General features: G+C 71.5%; 22 protein-coding genes and 1 riboswitch. Of the genes, 5 read left to right on the top strand and 17 right to left on the bottom strand.

Features of this window, described 5'->3' with window-relative positions; genetic code table 11:
* A partial coding sequence (locus OUY22_RS26330) for a cytochrome P450 (protein ID WP_270157847.1) occupies positions 1–602 on the top strand: 602 nt, incomplete at its 5' end.
* Here the strand turns inward: OUY22_RS26330 and lysX are convergent.
* Positions 586–2,043, bottom strand: a complete 1,458-nt coding sequence (lysX, locus tag OUY22_RS26335; RefSeq protein ID WP_270157868.1) for a bifunctional lysylphosphatidylglycerol synthetase/lysine--tRNA ligase LysX — start codon at positions 2,041–2,043, stop codon at positions 586–588. The two genes, OUY22_RS26330 and lysX, sit on opposite strands and share 17 nt — an antisense overlap.
* Positions 2,044–2,215: 172 nt before the next feature.
* Here lysX and OUY22_RS26340 point away from each other — a divergent pair, with 172 nt between their 5' ends.
* On the top strand, positions 2,216–2,698 hold the full coding sequence (locus OUY22_RS26340) for a hypothetical protein (protein WP_270157849.1): 483 nt from the start codon (positions 2,216–2,218) through the stop codon (positions 2,696–2,698).
* Between the two features lie 57 nt (positions 2,699–2,755).
* Here the strand turns inward: OUY22_RS26340 and OUY22_RS26345 are convergent, their stop codons facing one another.
* The 4 genes from OUY22_RS26345 to OUY22_RS26360 all read right to left on the bottom strand — a co-directional run bounded on the left by OUY22_RS26345 (position 2,756) and on the right by OUY22_RS26360 (position 7,910).
* Complete coding sequence (locus OUY22_RS26345) at positions 2,756–3,538, bottom strand: type III pantothenate kinase (RefSeq protein ID WP_270157850.1); 783 nt, start codon at positions 3,536–3,538, stop codon at positions 2,756–2,758.
* A 3-nt stretch (positions 3,539–3,541) separates the two neighbouring features.
* Positions 3,542–6,067, bottom strand: coding sequence for an L-aspartate oxidase (locus tag OUY22_RS26350; protein ID WP_270157851.1), 2,526 nt, complete (start codon positions 6,065–6,067; stop codon positions 3,542–3,544).
* A 76-nt stretch (positions 6,068–6,143) separates the two neighbouring features.
* Positions 6,144–6,977 (bottom strand): pantoate--beta-alanine ligase, encoded by an 834-nt coding sequence (panC, locus tag OUY22_RS26355; protein WP_270157869.1) that lies wholly within the window; start codon positions 6,975–6,977, stop codon positions 6,144–6,146.
* Between the two features lie 42 nt (positions 6,978–7,019).
* The gene (locus tag OUY22_RS26360; protein ID WP_270157852.1) at positions 7,020–7,910 is read right to left on the bottom strand and encodes a Rossmann-like and DUF2520 domain-containing protein; all 891 of its coding nucleotides are present in this window, start codon (positions 7,908–7,910) and stop codon (positions 7,020–7,022) included.
* A 335-nt stretch (positions 7,911–8,245) separates the two neighbouring features.
* Between OUY22_RS26360 and OUY22_RS26365 the strand changes: the two genes are divergently transcribed.
* Positions 8,246–9,208 carry an SAM-dependent methyltransferase gene (locus OUY22_RS26365; RefSeq protein ID WP_270157853.1) on the top strand — a complete coding sequence of 321 codons (963 nt, stop codon included), beginning with the start codon at positions 8,246–8,248 and terminating at the stop codon, positions 9,206–9,208.
* A gap of 10 nt (positions 9,209–9,218) precedes the next feature.
* Here the strand turns inward: OUY22_RS26365 and OUY22_RS26370 are convergent, their stop codons facing one another.
* Both OUY22_RS26370 and OUY22_RS26375 read right to left on the bottom strand, forming a co-directional pair.
* The gene (locus tag OUY22_RS26370; protein WP_270157854.1) at positions 9,219–10,409 is read right to left on the bottom strand and encodes a cytochrome P450; all 1,191 of its coding nucleotides are present in this window, start codon (positions 10,407–10,409) and stop codon (positions 9,219–9,221) included.
* Positions 10,409–11,149, bottom strand: a complete 741-nt coding sequence (locus OUY22_RS26375; RefSeq protein WP_270157855.1) for a TerC family protein — start codon at positions 11,147–11,149, stop codon at positions 10,409–10,411. The genes OUY22_RS26370 and OUY22_RS26375 overlap by 1 nt, the downstream gene beginning before the upstream one ends.
* A gap of 134 nt (positions 11,150–11,283) precedes the next feature.
* Positions 11,284–11,399, top strand: a riboswitch (SAM riboswitch).
* Positions 11,400–11,443: 44 nt separating this feature from the next.
* On the opposite strand from OUY22_RS26375, the gene OUY22_RS26380 reads away from it, so the two are divergent.
* Positions 11,444–12,733 (top strand): aminotransferase class V-fold PLP-dependent enzyme, encoded by a 1,290-nt coding sequence (locus OUY22_RS26380; RefSeq protein ID WP_408638202.1) that lies wholly within the window; start codon positions 11,444–11,446, stop codon positions 12,731–12,733.
* Between the two features lie 18 nt (positions 12,734–12,751).
* Here OUY22_RS26380 and OUY22_RS26385 read toward each other — a convergent pair whose 3' ends face one another.
* Positions 12,752–13,378: a DoxX family protein gene (locus OUY22_RS26385; protein WP_270157856.1), complete on the bottom strand. Its 627-nt coding sequence runs from the start codon at positions 13,376–13,378 to the stop codon at positions 12,752–12,754.
* 136 nt (positions 13,379–13,514) lie between these two features.
* On the opposite strand from OUY22_RS26385, the gene OUY22_RS26390 reads away from it, so the two are divergent.
* Entirely contained in the window at positions 13,515–14,660 is a 1,146-nt protein-coding gene (locus OUY22_RS26390) for an NADH-quinone oxidoreductase subunit D (RefSeq protein WP_270157857.1), read from the top strand.
* A gap of 7 nt (positions 14,661–14,667) precedes the next feature.
* Here OUY22_RS26390 and OUY22_RS26395 read toward each other — a convergent pair whose 3' ends face one another.
* The 9 genes from OUY22_RS26395 to OUY22_RS26435 form a co-directional block, all read right to left on the bottom strand.
* Positions 14,668–15,102 carry a DUF3180 domain-containing protein gene (locus OUY22_RS26395; RefSeq protein WP_333486794.1) on the bottom strand — a complete coding sequence of 145 codons (435 nt, stop codon included), beginning with the start codon at positions 15,100–15,102 and terminating at the stop codon, positions 14,668–14,670.
* Positions 15,103–15,125: 23 nt separating this feature from the next.
* The gene (gene folK, locus OUY22_RS26400) at positions 15,126–15,629 is read right to left on the bottom strand and encodes a 2-amino-4-hydroxy-6-hydroxymethyldihydropteridine diphosphokinase (RefSeq protein ID WP_270157859.1); all 504 of its coding nucleotides are present in this window, start codon (positions 15,627–15,629) and stop codon (positions 15,126–15,128) included.
* The gene (gene folB, locus OUY22_RS26405; protein ID WP_270157860.1) at positions 15,626–15,991 is read right to left on the bottom strand and encodes a dihydroneopterin aldolase; all 366 of its coding nucleotides are present in this window, start codon (positions 15,989–15,991) and stop codon (positions 15,626–15,628) included. Before folB ends, folK begins: the two co-directional genes overlap by 4 nt.
* Positions 15,981–16,427 (bottom strand): nuclear transport factor 2 family protein, encoded by a 447-nt coding sequence (locus OUY22_RS26410; protein WP_270157861.1) that lies wholly within the window; start codon positions 16,425–16,427, stop codon positions 15,981–15,983. The genes folB and OUY22_RS26410 overlap by 11 nt, the downstream gene beginning before the upstream one ends.
* Positions 16,424–17,275 carry a dihydropteroate synthase gene (gene folP, locus OUY22_RS26415; protein WP_270157862.1) on the bottom strand — a complete coding sequence of 284 codons (852 nt, stop codon included), beginning with the start codon at positions 17,273–17,275 and terminating at the stop codon, positions 16,424–16,426. The genes OUY22_RS26410 and folP overlap by 4 nt, the downstream gene beginning before the upstream one ends.
* A gap of 122 nt (positions 17,276–17,397) precedes the next feature.
* Positions 17,398–17,976 (bottom strand): GTP cyclohydrolase I FolE, encoded by a 579-nt coding sequence (gene folE / locus OUY22_RS26420; RefSeq protein WP_270157863.1) that lies wholly within the window; start codon positions 17,974–17,976, stop codon positions 17,398–17,400.
* The gene (gene ftsH, locus OUY22_RS26425; protein ID WP_270157864.1) at positions 17,973–19,970 is read right to left on the bottom strand and encodes an ATP-dependent zinc metalloprotease FtsH; all 1,998 of its coding nucleotides are present in this window, start codon (positions 19,968–19,970) and stop codon (positions 17,973–17,975) included. Before ftsH ends, folE begins: the two co-directional genes overlap by 4 nt.
* 260 nt (positions 19,971–20,230) lie before the next feature.
* Entirely contained in the window at positions 20,231–20,782 is a 552-nt protein-coding gene (gene hpt, locus OUY22_RS26430; RefSeq protein ID WP_270157865.1) for a hypoxanthine phosphoribosyltransferase, read from the bottom strand.
* Between the two features lie 11 nt (positions 20,783–20,793).
* Positions 20,794–21,400, bottom strand: a 607-nt coding sequence (locus OUY22_RS26435) for a tRNA lysidine(34) synthetase (protein ID WP_270157866.1), incomplete at its 5' end; no start/stop codon positions are given.

The raw sequence follows: 21,400 nt of genomic DNA on the forward strand, positions 1-21,400 counted from the left end.
ACCTGCTCAGCGCGCTCGTCCGGATCGACGAGCTGACCGAGCGCGAGCTGCTGGCCACGTGCGTGCTGCTGCTCGTGGCCGGGCACGAGACGACCGTCAACCTCATCGCCAACGGCGTGCTGGCCCTGGTCCGGCACGGCGTGCTGAGCGAGGCCGCGCACCGGCCCAGGGAGGTCGTCGAGGAGGTGCTCAGGTACGATCCGCCGGTCCAGCTCACGGCGCGCACCGCGCTGCGGGACGCCGAGCTGGACGGGGTCGCGGTGCCGGCGGGCACGATGACGATGGCGCTGGTCGGCGCGGCCAACCGCGACCCCGGCGTCTTCCCCGCCCCGGACGTGTTCGACGTGGGGCGGGCGCCGGGCCGGCATCTGGCGTTCGGCCTGGGCGTGCACTTCTGCCTGGGCGCGTCCCTGGCCCGGCTGGAGGGCGAGGTGGCGCTGGCCGCGCTGGCCCGGGCGGCGCCGGGGCTGGAACTGGCCGATCCTGATCCGCCGTACAAGGGGAACCTCGTGCTGCGCGGCCTCGCCCGGCTGCCCGTGCGGCTCAACCGCGGCCGGGGCGGCGTGGCACCCGCCCCCGGCGCGGTCAGCGGGTCGGTTTGACCAGCGGGAACAGGATGGTCTCGCGGATGTTGCGGCCGGTGAAAGCCATGATCATCCGGTCGATGCCGGCGCCCATGCCGCCCGTGGGGGGCATGCCGTACTCCAGGGCCTGGAGGAAGTCCTCGTCGAGCTGCATGGCCTCGAGGTCGCCGCCCGCGGCGAGCAGGGACTGCTCCTCCAGCCGGCGACGCTGGTCGATCGGGTCGTTCAGCTCGGAGTAGGCGGTGCCGAGCTCAGTGCCGAAGCCGATGAGGTCCCACTTCTCGGTCAGGAGCGGGTTGTCGCGGTGGACGCGGGCCAGCGGAGAGGTCTCCAGCGGGTAGTCCATGACGAACGTCGGCTGGATCAGGGTGTGCTCGATCAGCTCCTCGAACAGCTCCTGGACGAGCTTGCCCTGGCCCCACTTCGGGTCCCACTTCACGTCGTGCTTGTCGGCCAGGGCCCGGACGCGCTCCAGCGGGGTCTCGGTGGTGACCTCCTCGCCCACCGCGCCGGCCACCAGGTCGTACAGCCTGGCCCTGGGCCACTCGGGCAGCCCGAGGTCGACCTCGACGCCGTCGTGGACGACCACGGTGGTGTCGAGCGCGGCCACCACGGCCTTCTGGTACATCCGCTGGGTGAGGTCGGCCATGTCGTGGTAGTCGAGGTAGGTGCCGTAGGCCTCGACCATGGTGAACTCGGGGTTGTGGGTGGAGTCGGCGCCTTCGTTGCGGAAGTTGCGGTTGACCTCGAAGACCTTCTCGATGCCGCCGACCACGAGCCGCTTGAGGTAGAGCTCGATCGCGATGCGGAGGTAGAGCTCCATGTCGTAGGCGTTGATGTGGGTGGCGAAGGGCCGGGCCGCCGCGCCGCCGTGGATCGGCTGCAGCATCGGCGTCTCGACCTCGAGGTAGCCCTCCTCGTGCCAGAAGTCGCGCACCGCGCGCACGGTGGCGCTGCGGACGCGGGCCATCCTGCGGGCCTCGTCGTTGACGATGAGGTCGACGTAGCGCTGGCGGACCCGCGCCTCCGGGTCGGTCAGGCCGATGTGCTTCTCCGGCAGCGGGCGCAGGCACTTGGAGGTGATCTGCCAGCGGTCGGCGAGGATGGACAGCTCGCCGCGCCGAGAGGTGATCACCTCGCCCTCGACGCCGACGTGGTCGCCCAGGTCGACGTCGTGCTTCCAGGACGCGAGCGACTCCTCGCCCACCTTGTCGAGCGAGATCATGACCTGCAGGTCGGCGGTGCCGTCGCGCAGGGTCGCGAAGCAGAGCTTGCCGCCCACGCGGTTGAGCATGACGCGCCCGGCCACGCCCACCCGGTCGCCGGTGGCGGTGTCGGGCTCCAGGCCCTGGTATTTCTCCCTGACCTCGGCGTTGGTGGTCGTGCGGGGGAAGGTCACCGGGTAAGGGTCGACGCCTTCGGCGCGAAGGCGGTCGAGCTTCTCCCTCCGGATGCGCATCTGCTCGGGAAGTTCGTCGCTCACACCACCAAAGGGTAGGGGATACGGCCGCCTGCAAGGTCTGGTCGGTCCCCTGCAGGGGGCCTGCAAGCACGCTCCGTTACCTATGAGTCACGAGCTCGAAGGGGATCCGGCAACGTGCCGGGTCTGGGGAGGGGCTCAGGGAGAGATCATGTTCAGGAAGATCGCCACCGGCCTGCTCGCCGTCGCCGCCACCGGAGCTCTCGCCCTGTCGATGCCGGCCGCCGCGAGCGCCGCCACCGCCTCCGGCGGCTTCGACTACGCCGACTCCTGGGGCCCGGTCTACGCCAAGCACCGCCTCGCCAAGGCCACCGGCTGGATCGGCGTGGAGTGGGACGAGCACCAGGAGTCCAACGCGGTCTCCGTCCGCGGCCGGCTCTACGACCTCGACCGGCGCACCTACGGGCAGGGCGGCAAGTGCGCCTACGTGAAGGTCCAGGCCGCCGACTTCCACCACGACTGGGACGAGGTCTACACCAGGAAGTTCTGCGGCTACCCGGGCGCCAAGAAGTTCGCCTTCGACGTCGACGACGTCTCCGCCGTACGGGTGAAGGTCTGCCAGATCCCCCCGAACCGGCACTGGGTGACCAAGTGCGGCCACTGGGAGTACCTGTACGCCGCCGAGTCCGAGTAGGGCTTCACACGAGCCGCAGGCGGTCCCCTACCCGAGCGGGGGGCCGCCTGCGCCCTTTCACGCGGTGTTGCGCTGGTAGACGAGCCGCAGCCCGATGAGCGTGAGCCAGGGCTCCTGCACGTCGATGGAGCGTGACTCGCCGACGACCAGGCCGGCGTGGCTGCCGGTGGCGACCACCGTGACGTCGTCGGGGTCGTCGGCCAGCTCGGCGGCCATCCGTTCGACGATGCCGTCGACCTGGCCGGCGAATCCGTAGATGATGCCCGCCTGAAGCGCTTCGACGGTGTTCTTGGCGATGACCGAGCGGGGCCTGATCAGCTCCACCTTGTGCAGCTGGGCGCCGGCGGCGGCCAGGGCGTCGACGGAGATCTCGATGCCGGGGGCGGTGACCGCGCCGATGTACTCGCCCTTGGCCGACACCGCGTCGAAGGAGGTGGCGGTGCCGAAGTCGACGATGATGCAGGGGCCGCCGTACTGGTCGATGGCGGCCAGGGCGTTCACGATGCGGTCGCTGCCGACCTCCTTGGGGTTGTCCATCCGTACCGGCACGCCGGTGCGGACGCCGGGCTCCACCACGACGGCGGTGACGTCGCCGTAGTAGCGGCGGCACATCTCGCGCATCTCGTTGAGCACGCTGGGCACGGTCGAGCAGATCGCGATGCCGCCGATGTCGGTGCCCTTGAGCAGGGGCGACTGGGCGAGCAGGCCCTGGAGGACGACCGCGATCTCGTCGGCGGTGCGGCGGGCGTCGGTGGCCAGCCGCCAGTGCTCGATGACGTCCTCGCCTTCGAAGAGCCCGAGCACCGTGTGAGTGTTGCCGACGTCGATCGTGAGCAGCATGTGTTACCCCCGTAGATCCAGTGCGACGTCCAAGGCCGGCGCCGAATGGGTCAGAGCGCCTACCGCAAGGTAGTCCACGCCAGTCTCCGCCACACCACGGGCCGATTCCAAGGTCAATCCCCCGCTGGCTTCGAGCGCAACCGCCGCATTGGCGCGATTTTTCGTGATTTGGACGGCTTGGGCCGTTTGCTCCACGGTGAAGTTGTCCAGCAAGATCACCTCCGCCCCCTCGGCCAGCGCCTCCTCCAGCTCCGCGAGGCTGTCGACCTCCACCTGGATCGGCAGGTCCGGGTACCGCTCACGCACCGCGCGGAACGCCTGCGCCACCCCTCCGGCCGCCACCACGTGATTGTCCTTGATCAGGGCCGCGTCCGACAGCGACATCCGGTGGTTGACGCCGCCGCCGCAGCGCACCGCGTACTTCTCCAGCGCGCGCAGCCCCGGCAGCGTCTTGCGGCTGTCGCGCACCCGCGCGCGGGTGCCGCTGATCGCCTCCACCCACCGGCCGGTCAGCGTGGCGATCCCGGACAGGTGCGTGACCAGGTTGAGCGCCGTGCGCTCGGCCGTCAGCAGAGCCCGCGTCGGGCCCTGCACCGTCATCAGCACCTCGCCCTTGCGGACCCGCTCGCCGTCCTTGGCCTTCCTCTCGGTACGGGTCGCGCCCAGCCGCAGGAACACCGCCTCGGCGAGGGCGAGGCCGGCCACCACGCCGTCGGCGCGGGCCACCATGTCGCCGGACGAGCGCTGACCGGCCGGGATCGTGGCGATGCTGGTCACGTCGCCCGCCTCCGACAGGTCCTCGGCCAGCGCCCGGTCGATCACCGCGTCGGCGTCGGCGGGGTCGAGTCCGGCGGCGGCCAGCTCCTGGGCGAGCCGCCGCGGCATGGCGTCGCCGTGCGGGGTGTAGGTCATGTGCAGGCCCTCCTCGGTCAGGGTCACGTCCAGGTGGCCCAGCCACTCGTGATCGTCGCGCTCGGGGTGGTCCTCGCGCCAGTGGGAGCCGCGCGTCTCCAGCCGCGCCGCCGCCGTGCCCGCGAGCACGGTGGCCACCGTGAGCAGGTTGGTGGTCTCCCAGGACTCGGTGCACGGCGCCACCGCCACCGGCGTCCAGCGGGCGTCGCGCAGCGCCCCGGCGGTGGTCAACAGGGAGTCGCGGTCGCGCAGCACGCCGGCGCCGGCGCTCATGTGGCCCTGGATGCGGGCGCGGGCCCGCGGGTCGATCAGACCGGCCGGCGCGGCGGGCCGCTCGGGCGGTCCCGGGCGGGGCCGGGCCCGGTGGATGTCCTCGGCGATCCGCTCGGCGAACACCAGCCCTTCGAGCAGCGAGTTGGAGGCCAGCCGGTTGGCGCCGTGCACGCCGGTGCAGGCGACCTCGCCGCACGCGTACAGCCCTTCGATGGAGGTGCGGCCGTGCAGGTCGGTGCGGACGCCGCCGCTGGCGTAGTGCGCGGCCGGGGACACCGGGACGAGCTGGGTGACCGGGTCGATGCCGTGCTCGCGGCAGACGGCCTGGATCGTGGGGAACCTGGCCCGCCACTTGTCGGCCCCGAAGTGGCGGCCGTCGAGGAAGACGTGGTCGCGCCCGGTCTCGCGCATCACCCGCGTGATCGCCTTGGCCACCACGTCGCGCGGCGCCAGGTCGGCCAGTTCGTGCGCGCCGGTCATGAACCGGTTGCCGTCGTGGTCGACCAGGAACGCGCCCTCGCCCCTGACCGCCTCCGAGATCAGCGGCTGCTGCCCGGTGGAACCCTCGCCGAGCCAGAGCACGGTCGGGTGGAACTGGACGAACTCCAGGTCGCGCACCACCGCCCCGGCCCGCAGCGCCAGCGCGACCCCGTCGCCGGTGGACACGACGGGGTTCGTCGTGGCCGCGTACACCTGGCCCATGCCGCCGGTGGCGAGCACGACCGCGCGGGCCCTGACCGCGCCCACGCCGTCGCGCGCGCCCTCGCCCATGACGTGCAGGGTGACGCCGGTGGCCCGGCCGGCGGCGTCCTTCAGCAGGTCGAGGACGAGCGCGTGCTCGATCACCTCGATGCCGCTCGCCCGGACCGCCTCGACGAGCGCGCGCTGCACCTCGGCGCCGGTGGCGTCGCCGCCGGCGTGCACGATGCGGTCGCGCCGGTGCCCGCCCTCCCGGGTGAGCTGGAGCCGGCCGTCGGGGGCCCGGTCGAAGCGGGCGCCGCGGTCCATCAGCCGCCGCAGCGCCCCCGGGCCCTCGGTCACCATCGTCCGCACGGCCTGCCTGTCGCACAGCCCGACTCCGGCCAGCAGCGTGTCGTTGAGGTGCTCGTCCGGGGTGTCGCCGGGGTCGAGCACGGCCGCGATGCCGCCTTGCGCCCAGCGGGTCGAGCCGGAGGAGAGCACGTCCTTCGTGACGACCATGACCCGCTCGGTGGGGGCCAGCTCGGCGTGGCGCAGCGCCACGGTGAGCCCGGCGATCCCGGACCCGACCACGACCACGTCGGCCTCGGCGGTCCAGCCGGGTTCGGGGGCCGCCAGCCGCAGGGGGATCGCCGGTGCACTCATGGGGCCCTCCTCGATGGGCGATTTCGTCACTATGACGATAACGCCTGGAGGAGAACGGCCGCGCCCCGGGGGGCCGCTACCGGCCCAGCCGCACCACCGCGTTGTCGATCAGCCGCGTCGCGCCGGCCCTGGCGGCCACCGCCAGGACCGCCTCTCCCTCGTACGCGTCGGGAACCTCCAGGAACGTCGCCGGGTCCACCAGCGCCAGATAGTCGACCTCCAGCTCCGGCGGGGCCTCGGCCAGCGCCTTGGCGGCCGAGGCGCGGACGCGGGCCGGGGTCGGCTCGCCCGCCCCGGCGCGCAGGGCGCGCGACAGCGACAGCGCCGCCCGGCGCTCGGCGTCGGACAGGTAGCGGTTGCGGCTGGACAGGGCCAGCCCGTCGGGCTCCCGGACGGTCGGCGCGCCGACGATCTCCACCGGCACGTCGAGGTCGGCGACCATGCGGCGGATCATGGAAAGCTGCTGGGCGTCCTTCTGCCCGAACACCGCCAGGTCCGGCCGCACCAGGTTGAACAGCTTGAGCACCACGGTCAGCATGCCGTCGAAGTGGCCCGGCCGCGAGGCGCCCTCGACGATCCGGCCCATCCCGCCCGCCGACACGCTCACCTGACGGTCGGGCAGGTACATCTCGTCGGCGGCCGGGGCGAAGACCACGTCCACGCCCTCCTCCCGGCACGCCGCGAGGTCGGCGTCGAAGGTGCGGGGGTAGCGCTGGAAGTCCTCCCCCGGCCCGAACTGCAGCGGGTTGACGAAGACGCTGACGACGACCTCGTCGGCGCGCTCGCGGGCGAGCCTGATGAGCGAGCGGTGGCCTTCGTGCAGGGCCCCCATGGTGGGGACGAGGGCGAGGGTCCCGCCCTTGCGGGCCTCGGTCAGGTCAGAGCGGTTCCTGGCGACGATCGGGTGCATGCGCTGCCTCCAGAACGGATCCATGCCCGGAGTGGGTCACGGTCAGGTCCATATGTTGCCACCCAGCGCGTCGAGCAGCCGCTCGGCCTCCTCCGGCTTGAGCAGCCCGGCCGCGAGCGCCCGGTCCGCCGTGAGCCTGGCCAGCGCCACGTAGGCGTCGGCCGCTTCGGGCGCGGCCAGGATCAGCGCGTCGACGTGCTTGCGCACGGTGCCGGCGTCGCCGCGGACCACCGGCCCGGTCAGCGCGGTCAGGCCGAGTCTGAGCACGTTGTCGAGCGCCGCGCCGAGCAGCGGCCCGAGCATCCGCCCCGGGTGCTCGACGCCGATGCGGCCGAGCAGGTCCTCCGACTCGGCGATGAGCGTGACCATGTGGTTGGAGGCGTTGGCCAGGGCCGCGTGGTAGAGCGGGCGGTCGGCGTCGGCAATCCACACCGGCTCCCCGCCCATCTCGATGACCAGGGCCTCGGCGATGGGCCGCAGCGGCTCGGGGGCGGTGACGCCGAACGAGCAGCCGGTGATCCGGTTGAGGTCGTCGTCGCGGCCGGTGAACGTCATCACGGGGTGCAGCGCCAGCGGCAGCGCGCCCTTGCGCGCGGCCGGTTCGAGCACGGACAGCCCGTACGCGCCGCTGCAGTGGACGAGGATCTTGCCGCCCAGGTCGGCGCCGGTGGCGGCGAGACCGCCGACCAGGTCGGGCAGGGCGTCGTCGGGCACGGTGAGCAGGATGAGCTGGGCCGCCGCCACGACCTCGTCGGGCCGTACCGGCTCGATCCCCAGCCGGGCCGCGGCCCAGCGCCGGGAGGAGTCGGAGACGCCGCTCGCGGCGACGACGCGATGGCCGGCCTGCGCCAGCGCGGCCCCGAGCGCGGAGCCCACCTTGCCGGCTCCCAGCACACCGACGCCCAGGCGGGCCGGGCGATCAGCTGCCTCCATGACGTCACCCCCCGTACGACCTATGGCACTGGCGACCAGCGTAACCGGCGCGCCGGCGGGAGCAGGTGACCGGGGTTTTGCTCCAGATTGCGTTACCGACAAATCGGATAAGGGCATATAAATCGTGCACCCCCTGTCGGAATGAGATGAGGAGAGGGGTTCACCGCAGGAAGCGGGCGCCGAGTCCCACGGGGCTCCGACGCCCGCACCGTGTCCGAACCTCTTGGGGGTGCGCGTGGCCGCCTCCGCCGACTGGCGGCCATGGCGGAGCCCGGACCGGGCCAACCGGTCCGGGCTCCCGCCGGCACCCGCGGACATCGTGAGATAGTCCAAGCATGTGGCTCACCTGGCGCGCCGCCATTCAGCGGGCGCTGTACGGCGAGGGGGGCTTCTACCTCCGCGAACGCCCCTCCGGTCACTTCCGCACCTCGGTCAGCGCGTCGCCCGCCTTCGCCGAGGCCGTGCTGGCGCTCCTGCGCGAGGTCGACGCCGAGCTCGGCCGGCCCGGGGAGCTCGACCTGGTGGACGTGGGCGCGGGCGAAGGCGTGCTGGTCGGTCATGTGCTCGGCATGGCAGGCGACGAACTGCGCGCCAGGCTCCGCGTCACGGCCGTCGACCTGTCACCCCGACCGGAGAGCCTGCCCGGGGAGATCGGCTGGTCCGCCCGGATCCCGTCCGGCATCCGGGGGCTCGTCATCGCCAACGAGTGGCTGGACAACGTGCCGGTGGACGTCGCCGAGCAGACCGCCGACGGGCCGAGGCTGGTCATGGTCCACACCGGGACCGGCGAGGAGCGGCTGGGCGATGAGCCGCCGGAGGCCGACCAGGCGTGGCTGAAGCGGTGGTGGCCGCTGTCGTGCGTGGGCTCCAGGGCCGAGATCGGCCGCACCCGCGACGCGGCGTGGGCGGCGGTGCTGAACCGGCTCGACCGGGGCCGGGCCGTCGCCATCGATTATGCACACCCTGTGGATAACCGGCCGCGTCGCGGAACACTCACCGGATATCGCGACGGCGCGGTCGTTTCTCCCATACCCGACGGGACCTGCGACATCACCGCACATGTCGCGCTTGACGCCTGCGCGGAGGCCGGCCGGCGGGCGGGCGCGATATCCACAGAGTTGTCCACACAGCGGGCCGCGCTGCGCGCGCTGGGGATCACCGGCGCCCGCCCTCCCCTCGACCTGGCCGGCGCCGACCCGTCCGGCTATCTCAGAGCGCTCGCCCGCGCCTCCGAGGAGGGCGAGCTGATCGATCCGGCCGGGCTGGGCGGGTTCGGCTGGCTCTGCCAGCGCCGGTGACCCCGGGGGCTCACCCGGTGCGCAGCTCCAGCCCCCGCAGGCCGCGGATGACGTAGCCCGGCTTCCACTCCGGCTCCCTGACCAGCTCCAGCCCCGGCGCCCGGTCGAGCAGCGCGCCGAACGACTCGGTCATCTCGATCCGGGCCAGCGGCGCGCCCAGGCAGTAGTGGATGCCCAGACCGAACGAGATGTGCGGGTTGTCCACCCGGCCCGCGTCGAACCGGTCGGGCTCCTCGAACACCTCAGGGTCGCGGTTGGCCGAGCCGAACAGCAGCGCCACCTCGGCCCCGCGCGGGATCCGCACCCCGCCGACCTCGATGTCCTCCAGCACCCACCGCTCGAACATCTGCGCCGGCGTGTCCCAGCGCAGCACCTCCTCGATCGCGGTGGGCAGCAGCGAGCGGTCCGCGCGCAGCCGGGCCAGCTCGCCCGGGTTCCTGAACAGGGCCCACCAGCCGTTGCCGGTGGCGTTCACGGTGGCCTCGTGACCGGCGTTGAGCAGCAGCACGCAGGTGCCGATCAGCTCGTCCTCCGTCAGCTCGGGGATCCGCGCCAGCGCGCTGATCAGGTCCTCGCCCGGCTGCCCGGCCCGCTCGCGGGCCAGGCCCCTGAGGTACTCGGCGAACTCGTCCGCCGCCCTGACGGCCGTGTGCTGCATCTCCTCCGTCGGGTTGAGCTCGTACATCAGGCAGATGTCGGACGACCAGGGCCGCAGCAGGTGACGGTCGGACTCGGGGATGCCCAGCATCTCCGCGATCACCGTTACCGGTAGCGGCTCGGCCACCTCGGCGATCAGGTCGCCGCCGCCCTTCTCCACGTACGCGTCCACGAGCTCCTCCGCGACGGCCCGCACGCGCGGCCGCAGGGACTCCACCATGCGCGGGGTGAACGCCTTGGACACCAGGCGGCGCAGGCGGGTGTGCACCGGCGGCTCGACGTCGAGCATGCCGGCGCGGACCACCCGCCAGAACGGCTCCTGGAACTCCGGCTCCGGCGCCCTGCCGAACTCCTCGTGCGTGGCCGTGTGCAGGTAGGAACGGCCCAGCCTGCGGTCGCGCAGCAACTCGTCCACGTCGGCGTGACGGGCGATCAGCCACTGGTCGGTGGGCTCGAAGTAGCTGACGGGGGCCTGGCGTCGCAGTTCGGCGTAGGCGTCGTAGGGATGAGCTACGAAATCCGGATTCCAAGGATCAAAGCGCACTATTTCATAGTAGAAGTGGTCTCGACCTGCTTCGCCCTCTTGCTCCGCACCCGGATGTTGAGCAGCTCCACCACGACCGAGAAGGCCATCGCGAAGTAGATGTAGCCCTTCGGAATGTGCTGGTCGAGCCCTTCGGCGACGAGCATGACCCCGATCAGCACCAGGAACGCCAGAGCCAGCATCTTGATGCTCGGATGCGCGTCGACGAACCGGGCGATCGGCCCGGAAGCGAAGAGCATCACGATCACCGCGACCACCACGGCCGCGATCATCACGCCGAGCTCGTTCACCATGCCCACGGCGGTGATGACCGAGTCGAGCGAGAAGACGATGTCGAGCAGCATGATCTGCACGATCACCGACGTGAACGAGACGACGGCCGCCGACTTGCCGTCCTTGGCCGGCCCGTCCATGGTGTGGCTGATCTCGGTGACGCTCTTGGCCAGCAGGAACAGCCCGCCCAGCAGCAGGATGAGGTCCCGGCCCGAGATCTCGTGACCGAACACCTCGAACAGCGGCGCGGTGAGCCGCACCACCCACGACAGCGCCAGCAGCAGGAGCAGTCGCATGACCAGCGCCGCGCCCAGGCCCAGCACCCGCGCCCGGTCACGCTGTTCGGGAGGCAGCTTCCCGGCCAGGATGGAGATGAAGATGATGTTGTCGATGCCCAGGACGATCTCCAGGGTCACCAGCGTGAGAAACCCTATCCAGATCTCCGGGTTGGTCACCCAGTCAAGCATCGCCGCCTACTTTCGGGGTTCGGGGTTTCGGATGGGAGGTTTTCGGGGTTGAGGGGTCGTACCCATCGGGCAACGAGTCAGGCCCCGCAGAAGTTCGCGATCCCGCTGATTCATCGGTTATAGTCCGGGACGTAGGTCATGAGTGCCAGCGCCAAGCCCCGGCTCGCTGGCCGGCAACCCTCGCGTCCGCGGCGGGGTGCCCCGGGTGAAGACCTGGTCCGTCACATGGAGTGGCGGGCAAGCGCGGGCTCCGTGGCTGCTCCAGGGGTCCGATGACCCCTGAGGAGACCTGCCGTGTCCACCCTGACGATCTTCGACGCCGCCCGCACCGCTCCCGAGGAGCGCCCCGCCCCCCGCCGGGCGCGGGAGATCCCCGCCGTGCTCGGCGCCGACCTGCGGGTCCCGGTCAAGGGCGGCAGGCTCACCGGGTACGCCAACCTCGACTACGCCGCCAGCGCGCCCTGTCTGGAGCCGGTCAGCGCCGCCGTCGCCGCCGCGCTCCCGGCCTACTCCAGCGTGCACCGCGGCGCGGGGTACGCCTCCCAGCTCACCACCGCCCGCTACGAGCAGGCCCGCCACACCGTACGGGCCTTCGCCGGCGCCCGCCCCGACGACGCGGTGGTCTTCACCCGCAACACCACCGACGCCACCAACCTGCTGGCCCGCTGCCTGCCCGAGGACGCCACCGTGGTCGTCTTCGACACCGAGCACCACGCCTCGCTGCTGCCGTGGCGGCGGGTGGTCCGGCTGGCGCCGCCCGCCTTCCCCGGCGAGGCCGTGCGCGCCGCCGACGACGCGCTGGCCGGGATCGACGGTCCCAAGCTCCTGGTCGTCACCGCCGCCTCGAACGTCACCGGCGAGCTGTGGCCCGTCGCCGCCCTGGCCCACATCGCGCACCGGCACGGCGCGCGGATCCTGGTGGACGCCGCCCAGCTCGTCCCGCACCGCCCGCTCAACCTGACCGCGCTCGACCTGGACTACGTCGCCTTCTCCGGGCACAAGCTGTACGCGCCGTTCGGGGCCGGAGTGCTCATCGGCCGGCGTGACTGGCTGGCCGGCGGCGACCCGTACCTGAAGGGCGGCGGCGCGGTGCGCGCGGTCGGCGAGGACGGCGTGGACTGGCACGACGACCCCGAGCCCCGGCACGAGGCCGGCACCCCCAACGTGCTCGGCGCGATCGCGCTGGCCGCCGCCTGCGACGCGCTCACCGCCACCGGCTGGACCGCGCTCGTCCGCGAGGAGGAGCGCCTGATCAGGCGCCTGCGGGACGGGATCGCCGGCATCGCGGGCGTACGGGAGCTCTCCCTGTGGGGGCCGGACCACCCGCGCGTCGGCATCGTGTCCTTCACCGTGGACGGCCTCTCGGCGCGCGAGGTGGCCGAGACGCTCTCCGCCGAGCACGGCATCGGGGTGCGCGACGGCAAGTTCTGCGCTCATCCGTTCGTCCGCCACCTGCTCGGCGCGCAGGACGGGGGGTGCGAGGACGGCACCGCCTCGGCCGTGCGCGCCTCGATCGGCATCGGCACGACGGATGAGCACGTGGACCGCCTGATCGGCGCCCTGCGTGAGCTGGTCTCCCGCTGACCAGCCGGTCGGACGTCTCTACCGCTTGGGCGGCTTGTGCTGGGCCGGTTCGTCCGACAGCAGCCGGTCGACGTCCCGCATGTCGCGGTCGTCCAGGCCGCCCGCCCGACTGCCGCCCTCGACCGGGCGGGTGGGCGTGTCGTCCCCGACCGGCGGACGCGTGCGCGGGACGTCCGCCACCGGACGGTCGGCGGTGGCCGCCGGCACGGTGTCCTCGACGTGCGCGGCCGTCCTGCGGCGCCTGAACGACGCGTTGATGAGGCCGTCGAGACCGACGCGGCCGCCTCCCGTCGCCAGCAGCAGCAGGCAGGCCGCGCCGAGCGTGGCCGCGAACTCCCAGCCGCCGTCCTGCACGAACAGCCCGCTCTGCGCGTGCGCGAACAGCACCGCGCCGACCATGTCGACCAGCAGCAGCAGCGCCACGATCCGCACTCCCAGGCCGAGGATCAGCAGCACCCCGCCGATCATCTCGACCATCGTCGCGAACGCCGCCGCGACCTGAGGCAGGGGCACGCCGATCTCGGCGAAGCCGGCGCCGGTGGCGGCCAGACCCTGCGTCCATTTCTGCAGCCCGTGCGCCACGAAGATGACGCCGATCACCACCCGGGCGATCAGGGCCGCGACATCGAAGCTGATCTTCTTCATCGTCTTTTCCCCCGTTCCCGACCACCCTCCCCCACGCGGGCCTGGTGAAGCGCCTTTTTACCCTTCCTTGACCAGGCCGGAGGCGGGCCCCGGCGCACCCGTTCCTCGACCGGGCCCTCGGTGAGAGCATGGCCGTATGACGGAACGCGTGGTGGGAATCGGCGCAGGGGCCAAGGAGCTGGCCACCGAGGACATGATCCTCAACATCGGCCCCCAGCACCCGTCGACGCACGGCGTGCTCCGTCTGCGCCTGACGCTCGACGGCGAGCGCATCGCCACCGCCGAGCCGATCGTCGGCTACATGCACCGCGGCGCCGAGAAGCTGTTCGAGGTGCGCGACTACCGGCAGATCATCATGCTGGCCAACCGTCACGACTGGCTGTCGGCCTTCGCCAACGAGCTGGGCGTGGTGCTCGCCGCCGAACGCATGCTGGGCATGGAGCCGCCCGTCCGCGCCGTCTGGGCGCGCACCCTGCTGGCCGAGCTCAACCGGGTGCTCAACCACCTGATGTTCCTCGGCTCGTACCCCCTGGAGATGGGCGCCATGACGCCGATCTTCTACGCCTTCGACGGGCGCGAGCGCCTCCAGGCCGTGATGGAGGAGATCTCCGGCGGCCGGATGCACTACATGTTCAACCGGGTCGGCGGCCTCAAGGAGGAGCTCCCGTACGGCTGGCTCGACCGGGTGTCGCAGACCGTCGCCGCCGTCCGCGGGAAGATCCCTGACATCGAGCACCTCATCCTGCACAACGAGATCTTCCTCGCCCGCACGAGAGGCGTCGGCGTGCTCACCCGCGAGCAGATCATGCAGTACGGGGTCAGCGGCCCGATCGCCCGCGCCTCGGGCGTCGACCTCGACCTGCGCCGCGACCAGCCCTATCTCGCCTACCCCGAGCTGCCTGTCGAGGTCGTCACCCGCACCGGCGGCGACTGTCACGCCCGCTTCGAGGTGCTGCTGGAGCAGGTCAAGGTCTCGCTCGACCTGGCCGACGCGTGCGTCGAGCGGCTCCGCTCGCTGCCGCGCGGGCCCATCAACCAGCGCCTGCCCAAGGTGCTCAAGGTGCCGGAGGGCCACACGTACGCCTGGACGGAGAACCCGCTCGGCATCAACGGCTACTACCTGGTCTCCAAGGGGGACAAGACGCCGTGGCGGCTCAAGCTCCGCTCGGCCTCCTACAGCAACGTCCAGGTGCTGCGCGAGATGCTGCCCGGCCACCTGGTGTCCGACATGGTGGCCATCCTCGGCTCGATGTTCTTCGTGGTGGGCGACATCGACAAGTGACGGCCCTTCACCCGGGCCCGGGCCGGTCGCCGTCCGGGTCGCCGGGGATGCGGCAGGCGTGCTCCAGAAACAGCGCCGCGCAGACGAGGAGCACGCAGGCCAGCAGCGAGCCGCCCGCCACGAAGAACTCCGACCGCGGCGTCTCGCGGTCCAGCAGGGTCGCCGTGTGCAGGACGAAGCCGCCGAACACGCCCGCGAACACCGCGCCGCCGTACGCGGACGCCTTGCCCAGGGCCGCCAGCCGCGCCACCGCCAGCGGCTCCACCGGTTTCGTGCCGGGCCGGCGGGCGATCCTGGCGCGGGTCATCCAGCCGGTGTAGCCCTCGCCGACGGCCAGCAGCAGCACCGTCGGGATGGCGGTCCACGGCACCAGCGGCAGCTCCGAGTAGACCTGGCTGACGATCAGCCAGGTCAGCAGCGCGACCGCGACGACGAGCCCCACGAGGACGACGGGGCGGGTGGGCCTCAATCCGGCCTCTGCAGCTTCAGGTCCGCGCGCAGCCGCACGCCCCCCTGGTCGAGCCCCGCCAGCAGGGCGGACACCCGCCCCCGGCCCGGCAGCTCGGCGTCGGGATCGGCCTGCAGCCACGGCAGCAGCACGAAGGCCCGCTCGTGAGCCCGGGGGTGCGGCAGCGTCAGCTCCGCGTCGTCGACGACCTTGTCACCCACCACGATCAGGTCGATGTCGAGCGTGCGCGGCCCCCACCGCTCCTCGCGCACCCGGCCGAACGCGGCCTCGGTGCTCTGCGCCCGCTCCAGCAGGGTGTGCGGCTCCAGCGTGGTCTCCGCCACCACCACCGCGTTCAGATAGGTCCGCTGCCCCTCGGGCCCGCCCACCGGGTCGGTCTCGTAGACCGGCGAGACGGCCACGAACTCCAGCCCCGGCGCGTCGAACAGCGCGTCGACGGCGCCCTGCAGCGTCTGGAAGCGTCTGCCCAGGTTGCTCCCGAGCGCGAGCACGGTCCTCATCGGCGCCTCCGTTGGATGGTCACCACCACGTCGTCGAACGGCAGCGGGATCGGCGCGGCGGGTTTGTGCACGCTCACCTCCGCGGCCTGGACGAGCTCGCTCTCCAGGCAGACCTTCGCCAGCCGTTCGGCGAGCGTCTCGATCAGTGCGACGGGCTCGCCCTCGACCACCTTCACCAGCGCCTGCGCCAGCTCTCCGTAGTCGACGGTCCTGCTCAGGTCGTCGCCGGCCGCCGCGGGCGCGGTGTCGAGGAAGAGCGTGACGTCCACGACGAACTCCTGACCCAGCTCCCGCTCGGCCGCCAGCACGCCATGTCTCCCCCGGGCCCGCAGGCCCCGCAGCGCGATCCGGTCAGTGCTCAAGCTCGCCGTCCTCCTCCTCGTCCTCGTCGCCCTGCAGCACCGGCGAGCCGTGGTGCATCCACAGCCGCCAGCCCTGCGGGGTGCGGATGTAGACGTTGCTCGCCACCACCTTGCCGGCGGCGAAGCTGGACTCGCCCTCCTCGCCGGCCGTCAGGATGTTCTCCACACAGGTCAGCACTGCCACGTCGCCGAGCACCGTGGTGGTGACGTCGGTGAGCACGAACTGGATGTAGGTCGTGTTCGCCATGATCAACGCCCACGACCGCAGCACCTCCGACCGGCCCGCCAGCAGGCTCCACCCCGGGTGCACGCAGGTGACCTGGCCGTCGGGGGCGTCCTCCGCCCAGATCTCGGTCATCCGGTCCAGGTCGGCGTCCTCGATCGCGGTGTAGAACTCCTGGTTGACGGTCTCGATCGCGGCGGTGTCGACGCTCATGTGTCAGCTCCGGCTCTCTTCCATGCTGCAGCCACGCGCACGGCATCGGCATTCGGACCTACGGTGTGCACTCGTACGCACCAGGCGCCGTCACGGGCGGCCAGGGCCGTCACGGCGAGCGTGGCGTCGTCGTTGCGGTCGAACGGGCGGGGCGTGCCGTCGGCGCCGGCGAGCAGCCGCCCCAGGAACCTCTTGCGTGAGGCGCCGATCAGCAGCGGGTAGCCCAGCTCGGCCAGGCGTTGGAGGGCGGCCAGCAGCGCCCAGTTGTGGGTGGCGTTCTTGGCGAAGCCGAGGCCGGGGTCGAGCACGATCTGCTCGCGGGAGACCCCTTCGGCCAGCACCAGCTCCACCCGCTTGGCCAGCTCCTCGCAGACCTCGGTCACCACGTCCTGGTAGACGGCGTGGCTCTGCATGTCCTGGCTGTGGCCGCGCCAGTGCATCACCACGTAGGGCACGCCCGCGGCGGCCACCACGCGGGGCATCTGGGGGTCGGCCAGGCCGCCGCTCACGTCGTTGACCAGCAGCGCGCCCGCCTCGACGGCGGCCCTGGCCACCTCGGCGCGCATCGTGTCGACGCTGACCTGCACACCCTCCGCGGCCAGCGCCCTGATCACCGGGACCACGCGGGCCAGCTCCTCGTCGAGCGGCACCCTGGCGGCGCCCGGCCGGGTGGACTCGCCACCCACGTCGACGATGTCGGCGCCCTGGGCCACCAGCTCGAACCCGTGGCGGATCGCCGCCGCCTCGTCGAACCAGAGCCCGCCGTCGGAGAACGAGTCAGGAGTGACGTTGACGACGCCCATGACGAGGCACCTGTCGGCGTCCTTGAGCCCCGGCACTCTCGTCATGTGCCCAAGCCTAGGCGCTCGCCCATTCCCGGCGATATCGCGGGTGCCCCGATGCGGATAACGATCCTTTCGCGTTTGCGACCCTTTCGCGCTCGCGGCGCGCCGATCCCATCCGCCAGCCGTCAGCGCCCCAGGATCAGCGCCATCGCCTCGGCGCGCGTCTTGTCGCTGGTACGGAAGTCGCCGCGGACGGCCGAGGTGACCGTCTTCGCGCCGGGCTTGCGTACGCCCCGCATGGTCATGCAGAGGTGCTCGGCCTCGACCACCACGATCACGCCGCGCGGCTCCAGCACCCGCATGATGCCGTCGGCGATCTGCGAGGTCATCCGCTCCTGCACCTGCGGCCGGCGCGCGTAGACGTCGACCAGCCTGGCCAGCTTGGACAGGCCGGTGACCTGGCCGTGCTGGTTGGGGATGTAGCCGACGTGCGCCAGGCCGTAGAAGGGGACCAGGTGGTGTTCGCAGGTCGAGTAGACCTCGATGTCCTTGACCAGGATCATCTCGTCGTGGTCGACGTCGAAGACCTTGTTGAGGACGTCCTCGGGGGTGAGCCCGAGGCCGGAGAACTGCTCCGCGTAGGCGCGGGCCACCCGGGCGGGCGTCTCGAGAAGGCCGTCGCGGTCGGGATCCTCGCCGATGGCGTAGAGGATCTCGCGGACGGCCTTCTCGATCCGTCCGAAATCTACGTCGTGCGCTTTCACGCAGTGTCTCCGGAGGGCAGCGCGCCCTGGTGCCCCTGGCCGCCGAGAGCGCCGTTGCCGGACTGCTCCTTGGGCGTCAGGATGGGCGGCCGGTCGGACGGGAGCCGCTTGCCGTAGCCGGCGTAGGACGGGCGGTGCTCCTTGACGACCACCGGGGCGAAGATCTGCAGGACCTGCTCGCGGGAGAGGGTCTCCTTCTCCATGAGCTCCAGCACCAGGTTGTCGAGCACGTCGCGGTATTCGACCAGGATGTCCCACGCCTGGTCGTGCGCCGTCTCGATCATCCGGCGGACCTCCTCGTCGATCGTGGAAGCGATCTTCTCGGAGTAGTCGCGCTCGTGGCCCATCTCACGGCCGAGGAACACCTCGGCCTGGCCGGAGCCGAACTTGCGCGCGCCCAGGGCCTCGCTCATGCCGTACTCGGTCACCATGCGGCGGGCGACGGCCGTGGCCTTCTCGATGTCGTTGGAGGCGCCGGTGGTGGGCTCGTGGAAGACGAGCTCCTCCGCCGCGCGGCCGCCCAGCAGCATCGCGAGCTGGTCCATCATCTCCGACCGGGTGGCCAGGAACTTGTCCTCCATCGGCAGCGTCATCGTGTAGCCGAGCGCCCGGCCCCGGGACAAGATCGTGATCTTGTGGACCGGGTCGGAGTTCGGCAGCGCGTGCGCCACCAGCGCGTGACCGCCCTCGTGGTAGGCGATCATCTTCTTTTCCTTGTCGGACATGACGCGGGTCTTGCGCTCAGGCCCGGCCATCACGCGGTCGATCGACTCCTCCAGCATGTCCATCGTGATCAGCTTCTCGTCGGCGCGCGCGGTGAGCAGCGCGGCCTCGTTGATCACGTTGGCCAGGTCGGCACCGGTGAACCCGGGGGTCCGGCGCGCGATGACGTCGAGGTCGACGTCGGGCGCGAACGGCTTGCCGCGGCCGTGGACCTTGAGGATGCCCTTGCGGCCCTCCAGGTCGGGACGGTCGACGGTGACCTGGCGGTCGAAACGACCGGGACGCAGCAGGGCCGGGTCGAGGATGTCGGGCCGGTTGGTCGCGGCGATGAGGATCACGCCGCCCTTGACGTCGAAGCCGTCCATCTCGACGAGCAGCTGGTTGAGCGTCTGCTCGCGCTCGTCGTGACCGCCGCCCAGGCCGGCGCCGCGGTGGCGGCCGACGGCGTCGATCTCGTCGATGAAGATGATCGCCGGGGCGTTGGCCTTGGCCTGCTCGAACAGGTCGCGCACCCGGGAGGCGCCGACGCCGACGAACATCTCGACGAAGTCGGAACCGGAGATCGAGTAGAACGGCACGCCCGCCTCACCCGCGACCGCGCGGGCGAGCAGGGTCTTGCCGGTGCCGGGCGGGCCGTAGAGCAGGACGCCCTTGGGGATCTTGGCGCCGATCGCCTGGAACTTGGCCGGGGCCTGGAGGAAGTCCTTGATCTCGTGGAGTTCCTCGATGGCCTCGTCGGCGCCCGCGACGTCGGCGAAGGTGGTCTTGGGAGTGTCCTTGGTGATCAGCTTGGCCTTGGACTTGCCGAAGTTCATCACCCGGCTGCCGCCGCCCTGCATCTGGTTCATGATGAACAGGAAGAGCAGCACGATGATGACGATCGGCAGGAAGCTCACCAGGATGCTCACCAGGATGTTCTCCTGCGGCACCTCGGTGGTGAAGCTGTCGGTCCTGCCGGCCTGGACCTGCGCCTGCAGGTCGTCGGTCAGCTTGGCGCCGTAACCCGTGACCCAGTCGGACTGGATCATCTTGGTGGGCTGGTCGCCGGCCCTGACCTCGATCGGGTTCTTGAGCGTCAGCTCGATCCGCTGATCCTTGTCAATGATCTTGGCGTTGCTGACGTTCCCGGTGCGAATCTGCTCGAGGACCGTGGACGTGTCGGCCTGCTTGAAGTTGCCCCCGCCGCTCCACAATTGGGTGACGAGCAGGAGAAGCACGACGATGCCCAGGATCCACAGCAGTGGCCCACGTGTAAATCGCTTGAGATCCATCCGATGCGGAACCCCTGGCGGGCCCGTCCCTTCCCTGACCATGGCCTGGAACCCCGGGTAGGACCCGGGGCCGCGGCATCCCGACGCCGCGACTTCTGACTACCCGAAGGGGACGCGGGGTCACCCTTCCGTCGTCAGAAGGTACACCGGTGAAGCGCACGGAGGGGCCGCCCGCTACAACCGGTCTTGCCCTACCAACGTACGTCAGGGTCCGCCGTGTTCCCGGCGGTTCCCGGTGGTTCGCGGCATCGGCCCGATCGTCAGGTGTACACGTGGGGCGCGAGGGTGCCGATGAAGGGAAGGTTGCGGTAGCGCTCGGCGTAGTCGAGGCCGTACCCGATGACGAACTCGCTGGGGATGTCGAAGCCGACATAGCGGACGTCGATGGGCACCTTGACGGCGTCGGGCTTGCGCAGGGCGGCGCAGATCTCCAGGGAGGCGGGGTTGCGCGACTTGAGGTTCTCCAGCAGCCAGTGGAGGGTCAGGCCGGAGTCGATGATGTCCTCCACGATCAGCACGTGGCGGTTCATGATGTCGGTGTCGAGGTCCTTGAGCACCCGCACGACGCCCGACGACTTGGTCCCCGCGCCGTAGGACGACACGGCCATCCAGTCCATCTGCACCGGCACGTGCAGGGCCCTGGCCAGGTCGGCCATCACCATGACGGCGCCCTTGAGCACGCCGACGAGCAGCAGGTCCTTGCCCGCGTAGTCCTCGTCGATCCGCCCTGCCAGCTCCTTGATCTTGGCCTGGAGGTCGTCCTCGGAGATGAGGACTTTCTCGAGGTCCCGGCCCATGTCGGCAGCGTCCACCTGATGGTTCCTTACGCGATGGGTCTGATGGCGAGTATCAGGGTGCCATATCGCCGGACGGCGGTCAGACCCCCGGGCAGGTCCACCGCCTTCTGCCCCCGCCAGGCCGTGACGAGGCGCTCCACGGCGCGCACGTGCGTGGCCGACAGCGCCCCGGACGGCGCCCCGGCGGTGACCGCCGCGCGGCGCAGCACCCGCCGCCGTACGGCGCCGGGAAGGGGTTCCAGGGCCTCGACCGCGAGGGTGACCCGTCCGGAAATATCGCTTAGAGCGCAATCCGAATAGGCCCTTTCCGCCCACTCGTCCAGCGCGTCGGCGTCCTCCCTGGCGAGCCCGGCCGTACGCGCGAGCGCCTCGGCCACCCCCGGCCCGAGCTCCTTCTCCAAGACCGGGAGCACCCGCGAGCGCACCCGGACCCGGGTGTAACGGGGGTCGTCGTTGTGCGGGTCGTCCCACGGGCTCAGCCCGAGCGCGGCGCAGGCCGCGACGGTGGTGCGGCGGGGGAGGTCGAGGAACGGACGGCGGTAGAGCCCGCTCACCGGCGCCATCCCGGCCAGCGACCGCGGGCCGCTCCCCCTGGCCAGCCCGAGCAGCACCGTCTCGGCCTGGTCGTCACGG

The organism is Nonomuraea corallina (assembly GCF_027620315.1).
GTDB classification, from domain to species: Bacteria; Actinomycetota; Actinomycetes; order Streptosporangiales; family Streptosporangiaceae; genus Nonomuraea; species Nonomuraea corallina.

What these genes read in the sequence shown, in the direction of transcription:
- OUY22_RS26350 (WP_270157851.1), bottom strand. Translation starts at nt 6,067, where the DNA reads ATGAGTGCACCGGCGATCCCCCTGCGGCTGGCGGCCCCCGAACCCGGC.
- folK (WP_270157859.1), bottom strand. Translation starts at nt 15,629, where the DNA reads ATGAGGACCGTGCTCGCGCTCGGGAGCAACCTGGGCAGACGCTTCCAG.
- panC (WP_270157869.1), bottom strand. Translation starts at nt 6,977, where the DNA reads ATGCACCCGATCGTCGCCAGGAACCGCTCTGACCTGACCGAGGCCCGC.
- OUY22_RS26390 (WP_270157857.1), top strand. Translation starts at nt 13,515, where the DNA reads ATGACGGAACGCGTGGTGGGAATCGGCGCAGGGGCCAAGGAGCTGGCC.
- OUY22_RS26340 (WP_270157849.1), top strand. Translation starts at nt 2,216, where the DNA reads ATGTTCAGGAAGATCGCCACCGGCCTGCTCGCCGTCGCCGCCACCGGA.
- OUY22_RS26345 (WP_270157850.1), bottom strand. Translation starts at nt 3,538, where the DNA reads ATGCTGCTCACGATCGACGTCGGCAACACTCACACGGTGCTCGGGCTC.
- OUY22_RS26360 (WP_270157852.1), bottom strand. Translation starts at nt 7,910, where the DNA reads ATGGAGGCAGCTGATCGCCCGGCCCGCCTGGGCGTCGGTGTGCTGGGA.
- OUY22_RS26375 (WP_270157855.1), bottom strand. Translation starts at nt 11,149, where the DNA reads ATGCTTGACTGGGTGACCAACCCGGAGATCTGGATAGGGTTTCTCACG.
- OUY22_RS26410 (WP_270157861.1), bottom strand. Translation starts at nt 16,427, where the DNA reads ATGAGCGTCGACACCGCCGCGATCGAGACCGTCAACCAGGAGTTCTAC.
- OUY22_RS26385 (WP_270157856.1), bottom strand. Translation starts at nt 13,378, where the DNA reads ATGAAGAAGATCAGCTTCGATGTCGCGGCCCTGATCGCCCGGGTGGTG.
- ftsH (WP_270157864.1), bottom strand. Translation starts at nt 19,970, where the DNA reads ATGGATCTCAAGCGATTTACACGTGGGCCACTGCTGTGGATCCTGGGC.
- folP (WP_270157862.1), bottom strand. Translation starts at nt 17,275, where the DNA reads ATGACGAGAGTGCCGGGGCTCAAGGACGCCGACAGGTGCCTCGTCATG.
- lysX (WP_270157868.1), bottom strand. Translation starts at nt 2,043, where the DNA reads ATGCGCATCCGGAGGGAGAAGCTCGACCGCCTTCGCGCCGAAGGCGTC.
- OUY22_RS26365 (WP_270157853.1), top strand. Translation starts at nt 8,246, where the DNA reads ATGTGGCTCACCTGGCGCGCCGCCATTCAGCGGGCGCTGTACGGCGAG.